This window comes from Burkholderia diffusa, from assembly GCF_902499115.1.
Taxonomy (GTDB): domain Bacteria; phylum Pseudomonadota; class Gammaproteobacteria; order Burkholderiales; family Burkholderiaceae; genus Burkholderia; species Burkholderia diffusa.
Window position 1 is genome coordinate 1 of the sequence record NZ_CABVPN010000061.1, and the last position, 2,724, is coordinate 2,724.

Annotated in this window: 1 rRNA gene; it reads left to right on the forward strand. The window is 52.8% G+C overall.

Going from position 1 to position 2,724, the window contains the following annotated elements:
• Nucleotides 1-2,711 (forward strand): 23S ribosomal RNA (locus BTE28158_RS32165); the annotation flags it as partial.
• Nucleotides 2,712-2,724 lie beyond the last annotated feature (13 nt).

Consider the following 2,724-nt stretch of genomic DNA (forward strand, 5'->3'; position numbering starts at 1 on the left):
GAAGCGAACGCGGTGAACTGAAACATCTAAGTAACCGCAGGAAAAGAAATCAACCGAGATTCCCAAAGTAGTGGCGAGCGAAATGGGATGAGCCTTGCACTCTTTATTTGTATTGTTAGCCGAACGCTCTGGAAAGTGCGGCCATAGCAGGTGATAGCCCTGTAGGCGAAAACAGTATGAAAGAACTAGGTGTGCGACAAGTAGGGCGGGACACGTGAAATCCTGTCTGAAGATGGGGGGACCATCCTCCAAGGCTAAATACTCGTGATCGACCGATAGTGAACCAGTACCGTGAGGGAAAGGCGAAAAGAACCCCGGGAGGGGAGTGAAATAGATCCTGAAACCGCATGCATACAAACAGTCGGAGCCTCGAAAGGGGTGACGGCGTACCTTTTGTATAATGGGTCAGCGACTTACGTTCAGTAGCAAGCTTAACCGTATAGGGCAGGCGTAGCGAAAGCGAGTCCGAATAGGGCGTTCAGTTGCTGGGCGTAGACCCGAAACCAAGTGATCTATCCATGGCCAGGATGAAGGTGCGGTAACACGTACTGGAGGTCCGAACCCACTAACGTTGAAAAGTTAGGGGATGAGCTGTGGATAGGGGTGAAAGGCTAAACAAACTTGGAAATAGCTGGTTCTCTCCGAAAACTATTTAGGTAGTGCCTCGTGTCTCACCTTCGGGGGTAGAGCACTGTCATGGTTGGGGGGTCTATTGCAGATTACCCCGCCATAGCAAACTCCGAATACCGAAGAGTGCAATCACGGGAGACAGACATCGGGTGCTAACGTCCGGTGTCAAGAGGGAAACAACCCAGACCGCCAGCTAAGGTCCCCAAATATAGCTAAGTGGGAAACGAAGTGGGAAGGCTAAAACAGTCAGGAGGTTGGCTTAGAAGCAGCCACCCTTTAAAGAAAGCGTAATAGCTCACTGATCGAGTCGTCCTGCGCGGAAGATGTAACGGGGCTAAGCTATATACCGAAGCTGCGGATGCGTGCTTTGCACGCATGGTAGGAGAGCGTTCCGTAAGCCTGCGAAGGTGCCTTGTAAAGGGTGCTGGAGGTATCGGAAGTGCGAATGCTGACATGAGTAGCGATAAAGGGGGTGAAAGGCCCCCTCGCCGTAAGCCCAAGGTTTCCTACGCAACGTTCATCGGCGTAGGGTGAGTCGGCCCCTAAGGCGAGGCAGAAATGCGTAGCTGATGGGAAGCAGGTCAATATTCCTGCACCATTGTTAGATGCGATGGGGGGACGGATCGCGGAAGGTTGTCCGGGTGTTGGAAGTCCCGGTCGCTGCATTGGAGAAGGCGCTTAGGCAAATCCGGGCGCAGGATTCAAGGGTGTGGCGCGAGCTTCTTCGGGAGCGAAGCAATTGGAAGTGGTTCCAAGAAAAGCCTCTAAGCTTCAGTCTAACGATGACCGTACCGCAAACCGACACAGGTGGGCGAGATGAGTATTCTAAGGCGCTTGAGAGAACTCGGGAGAAGGAACTCGGCAAATTGGTACCGTAACTTCGGGATAAGGTACGCCCTTGTAGCTTGACTGGCCTGCGCCAGGAGGGTGAAGGGGTTGCAATAAACTGGTGGCTGCGACTGTTTAATAAAAACACAGCACTCTGCAAACACGAAAGTGGACGTATAGGGTGTGACGCCTGCCCGGTGCCGGAAGATTAAATGATGGGGTGCAAGCTCTTGATTGAAGTCCCGGTAAACGGCGGCCGTAACTATAACGGTCCTAAGGTAGCGAAATTCCTTGTCGGGTAAGTTCCGACCTGCACGAATGGCGTAACGATGGCCACACTGTCTCCTCCCGAGACTCAGCGAAGTTGAAGTGTTTGTGATGATGCAATCTACCCGCGGCTAGACGGAAAGACCCCATGAACCTTTACTGTAGCTTTGCATTGGACTTTGAACCGATCTGTGTAGGATAGGTGGGAGGCTATGAAACCGGAACGCTAGTTTCGGTGGAGCCGTCCTTGAAATACCACCCTGGTTTGTTTGAGGTTCTAACCTTGGCCCGTGATCCGGGTCGGGGACAGTGCATGGTAGGCAGTTTGACTGGGGCGGTCTCCTCCCAAAGCGTAACGGAGGAGTACGAAGGTACGCTAGGTACGGTCGGAAATCGTGCTGATAGTGCAATGGCATAAGCGTGCTTAACTGCGAGACCGACAAGTCGAGCAGGTGCGAAAGCAGGTCATAGTGATCCGGTGGTTCTGTATGGAAGGGCCATCGCTCAACGGATAAAAGGTACTCTGGGGATAACAGGCTGATACCGCCCAAGAGTTCATATCGACGGCGGTGTTTGGCACCTCGATGTCGGCTCATCTCATCCTGGGGCTGTAGCCGGTCCCAAGGGTATGGCTGTTCGCCATTTAAAGAGGTACGTGAGCTGGGTTTAAAACGTCGTGAGACAGTTTGGTCCCTATCTGCCGTGGGCGTTGGATATTTGAAGGGGGCTGCTCCTAGTACGAGAGGACCGGAGTGGACGAACCTCTGGTGTACCGGTTGTCACGCCAGTGGCATCGCCGGGTAGCTATGTTCGGAAGAGATAACCGCTGAAAGCATCTAAGCGGGAAACTCGCCTTAAGATGAGATATCCCTGGGGACTAGATCCCCTTGAAGGGTCGTTCGAGACCAGGACGTTGATAGGTCAGGTGTGTAAGCGCAGTAATGCGTTCAGCTAACTGATACTAATTGCCCGTAAGGCTTGATCCTATAACAAGTCTGT